Annotated in this window: 3 protein-coding genes, 2 tRNA genes and 1 pseudogene; 2 read left to right on the top strand and 4 right to left on the bottom strand. The window is 33.7% G+C overall.

All coding sequences use genetic code 11. The features are described 5' to 3' along the window. Positions 1 to 18: 18 nt before the first annotated feature. A tRNA-Cys gene (locus tag ACJML3_RS06360) sits at positions 19 to 92 on the bottom strand. Positions 93 to 101: 9 nt separating this feature from the next. Continuing rightward, positions 102 to 177: transfer RNA gene (locus ACJML3_RS06355), tRNA-Gly, on the bottom strand. A gap of 213 nt (positions 178 to 390) precedes the next feature. Here ACJML3_RS06355 and xseA point away from each other — a divergent pair. Further along, positions 391 to 1923 (top strand): exodeoxyribonuclease VII large subunit, encoded by a 1533-nt coding sequence (gene xseA / locus ACJML3_RS06350; protein ID WP_406021622.1) that lies wholly within the window; start codon positions 391 to 393, stop codon positions 1921 to 1923. A gap of 161 nt (positions 1924 to 2084) precedes the next feature. Beyond that, positions 2085 to 2615: a hypothetical protein gene (locus tag ACJML3_RS06345; RefSeq protein ID WP_406021620.1), complete on the top strand. Its 531-nt coding sequence runs from the start codon at positions 2085 to 2087 to the stop codon at positions 2613 to 2615. A gap of 32 nt (positions 2616 to 2647) precedes the next feature. Here ACJML3_RS06345 and ACJML3_RS06340 read toward each other — a convergent pair whose 3' ends face one another. Continuing rightward, positions 2648 to 3193 (bottom strand): disulfide bond formation protein B, encoded by a 546-nt coding sequence (locus tag ACJML3_RS06340; RefSeq protein ID WP_406021618.1) that lies wholly within the window; start codon positions 3191 to 3193, stop codon positions 2648 to 2650. 176 nt (positions 3194 to 3369) lie between these two features. Next, a pseudogene (gene nhaB / locus ACJML3_RS06335) lies at positions 3370 to 4026 on the bottom strand (sodium/proton antiporter); the annotation flags it as partial.

The following is a 4026-nucleotide window of genomic DNA, read 5'->3' as shown; positions in this document are numbered from 1 at the left end:
ATTTCACCACCTGGGCAGTGGAGGCGCGTTTCAGAGTCGAACTGAACTGTACGAATTTGCAATCCGCTGTATAACCGCTTTACTAACGCGCCATCTTTTTCTGGAGCGGGAAACGAGGTTCGAACTCGCGACCCTAACCATGGCAAGGTTATGCTCTACCAACTGAGCTATTCCCGCATCAGAATGGTTGTCATTATAAAGGAAATTTTCTTTCTGTCAACAGAAAATTAAAAAAAAACACAAATTTTTAACATGCTAAAAGTATTATTTTTCAATATGTTATGGTAGATAGGCATATATATCGCTTTTGTCATAAATCAGCCTCAAATATTCGTTCAATATTTTTTATTAAAACGATGGTATTTGATAAAATAAATTAAGGAGTGCTTTATGATAGATAGATTTATTCAATCCTTTGATGAAAGAGTTAAGCCTGAAATTGAATTTTCAAATTCAGCTCCAAGCCCTAATGCAATGAGTGTATCTGATTTTCTTCGCATTACCGATAATGCCGTAAGATCTTTTGGTACTGCAGTTGTAGTTGGAGAAATCTCTGAAATAAAGAATTATTCACACATCTATTTCAAGATTAAGGATCAATCATCAAGTGTTGACTGCGTCATGTGGGCTTCTTCTAAAGCTTCTTTAACTTTTGAACCTAAAATTGGTCAGAGCGTTGAAATAACAGGTTTTAGCTCTTTATACCAGAAAACTGGTCAGTTCAAGCTGATTGTCAATTCTATGAGACCTTTAGGCTTAGGTCTTATCATGGAGAGATTAAAAGCACTGCAAGAAAAACTATATCAAGAAGGTGTTTTTGATTTTCATAAAAGACCACTTAAGAAATTCATAAATACAGTTGGTGTTATTACCTCAACAGATGGTCGTGTTGTGCATGATATTGAAATGACCATAAAAAGACGTAATCCACTCATTAATATTCTGGTTTATCCTGCATCTGTACAGGGGGATGGTGCAGCAAAGAGTTTAATTAATGCTCTTAATCTTGCAAATGAGGATAACAGAGCAGATGTTTTGATTATTGGAAGAGGTGGTGGCTCTTTTGAAGATCTTCTTGCCTTTTCAGATGAACAGCTTGTAAGAGAGACTGCAAAAAGCCGTATTCCCATTATTTCTGCTGTAGGTCATGAGCCAGATTTTGCTCTTACAGATTATTCATGCGATTTAAGAGCTGCAACTCCAACTGCTGCAGCAGAAATTGTAAGTATGCTTACAACATATGATCTGAATAATACAATTGATAAGATGATGATTGATCTTGATAGGCTCATTCATTCAATTTCAGATGATATAAGGTTTAAACTGTCTTATCTTGTTAAAACTCTTGATAAGACGTCTATTGAGAATATTCTTTACTCAAGAGAGCTTTTATTAAAAAACTGCATCTCAAAACTTAATGCATCAGTAAATGCTTCGTACAATAAAAATTTAACAGCACTTTCTAAATATGACAGTATTCTTTCAAAATATGAAGGAAAGGTACTTCTGTCAAGAATAGATTCTTCTATAAATTCTCATATGAACAATATGACAAATTGTATTGAAGATAAGGTTAATAAACTCAAAGATCTTCTGTCATTTGACTCTAGGATCTTAGGCTTTGACAGTAATATAAAAGGCAGACTATTTTTATTGAATCAGTCTGTAAAGAACAGTGTATATATGTTAGAGCAGATATCTGTAAAATCAAAGCTTGATAAGATCCGTTCTAATTACATAAAGAGCCTGACAACACTTGAGAATCTTAATCCAATGTCTGTTTTAAAACGAGGCTACAGTATTACTTTTGATGAGAATGGTAAATTAATTGATTATGACTCATTGAAGAAGGATATGACAATAGTTACCAAAGTACAAAAGGGCAGTATTATAAGCAGAGTAATCGAAAAAAAAAGAAAATGAAATTAAGTAAATATTTTTGTAGGACACTGTTACTGACATCCTTTTGCACTAATAGTGTTTTATGCTCAAACTTTGAAACTCAGACCATTGATAAAACACACACAACTACAGTTTATTCTCAGTCTTTAAACTGTAAGAATGAGTCAATAAGTAAAGTATGTTTGTTTTTTAAGAATATGTATGTAAACTCATTTGAATATGATTACATAAGATTCCTTACAGATAACTTTGATTATTCAAATGATACTGAAGACAGTTTCTCTGATAGAACAAGAGCCTATCAGAAGGTAACTGCAGATTATAAGATTTCAGGAAAGACTGAAATTGTCAGTGCAATTGTAAGTGTAGAGCAACAGTTTAAGGGAAAAAAGGTTAATTATACTGATGCCCATAATGTTAATCTGAAAACTGAAAGATTAATTGAATTTTCAGATCTGTTTGAAGATTCACATCTTGCTGCAACTATATGTTCAAACGAAATATATCTGACATATTCAGCTCTTGGATATAAAAAGATTTCAGTAATTAGAGCTCTTTATGAAATAAGACCAATCAATTTTATTATCAGAAAAGATGGTCTTGAGTTTATTTTTGACAGGGCAAATATAGGATTGAGCGAAGATAAATCATCTGTTTTCATTCCTATTGAAAAATTAAAAGAAGCTAAACCAAATATGGAAATCTTTTCATAAATGAATCAAAGGCTATTTCTAGCCTTTGAATTTTATTTATAAAGGTTGACGAAGGTATTAACCTTATCTTTGACGAAATTGCTGATAAACATAAGTGCAGCAATCAGAGTTGAAAACATGAAGATAACAAGTATCCAAAATGGCATACTCTGACCTAAGAAACTCCAGTCAAGTTTTTCGTTGCACATTGCAAATGCTTTAAACATGAAAGGAGCAATGTCATCAAGCGGTAAAAATGAAGGGAAGTTTGTAGTTAATTTGCACTTTGCAGCATATCCTTCCATTCCTGTATAAGCTGCATAATGCTCAAAGGTTACTATAAGACCGCCAATGGACGATAGAAGAAAGCCTAATGTGCAAATAAATCTAACAATAAGAAGATTTCCTGCAAGAGCACCTAGAAAACCTATGAATACGAAACCTAGAAAGTAAGCTCTTTCATATACACAGTTTATGCACGGTTGAAGATCTAGTTTATATTGAAAATAAAGACCACATGCCTCTAGTCCACATCCTGCTAGAAATAATAAGAACCAGCAGAATCTTGAAGAGCAGATTTTCTTGAATAAGTGTAGCAAAATCATCTCCTTGTTATTATTATTTACGGTCACACTATACCAAAACATCATGTGTTACAAGAAGCTAAAGTAAAAAATGTGATTTATATATTTTTTATCGTTTAAGAAAGAATTTGCTTATTTTACAAACAAAAATGCCTTCATAAAATATGAAGGCATATAAGACTTAGAAAATTTTACTTCATCTGTCCTAAGATTGTTTCAATAGAAGCTCCATGGACCAAACCTTCGCTAATCATATAGCCTGTTGCAATTGGCATAATAAACCATGTTGCAATTAAGCCGATGATAGTCAGAACGATTGTATATGGGATTGCCATGTACATCATTCTTAAGTATGGAAGCTTAATCAGTGCAGCGATAGGTGATGTTAATAAGAACAAGAATGCTGCCTGACCGTTTGGAGTTGCAACTGATGGAAGGTTAGTACCTGCATTGATTGCAATAGCAATCTCATCAAACTGCTCAGGAGTGATCTGACTTGCGAGAAGAGCATCACGAACCTGCTGAATGTAGATTGTTGCAACGAATACGTTATCAGATACTGATGAAATGATACCATTTGCCATATAGAAAATAGGTAAATGGAACTGCTCAGGAGTTGAGAATACCCACTGAATAATTGGGTCAAATAGTTTCTGTGTTGAAATTACGGTTACTACGGTGAAGAATACGCATAATAAAGCACAGAATGGCATTGATTCGCAGAAAGCCTTACCTACAGGTCCTTCAGATGTAACACCGCAAAGAGCAGTTGCAAGAACAATTACTGACAGACCAATAACACCAACAGATGCTAAATGGAAACCTAATGCAACAACAAGCCAGATAAT

It is taken from the genome of Succinivibrio sp., from assembly GCF_045124615.1.
GTDB classification, from domain to species: Bacteria; Pseudomonadota; Gammaproteobacteria; order Enterobacterales; family Succinivibrionaceae; genus Succinivibrio; species Succinivibrio faecicola.
This window is presented reverse-complemented; position numbering and strand designations above follow the sequence as displayed.

Bases quoted from the DNA above. Each gene is read 5' to 3' on its own strand.
- xseA (WP_406021622.1), top strand. From the start codon at position 391: ATGATAGATAGATTTATTCAATCCTTTGATGAAAGAGTTAAGCCTGAA.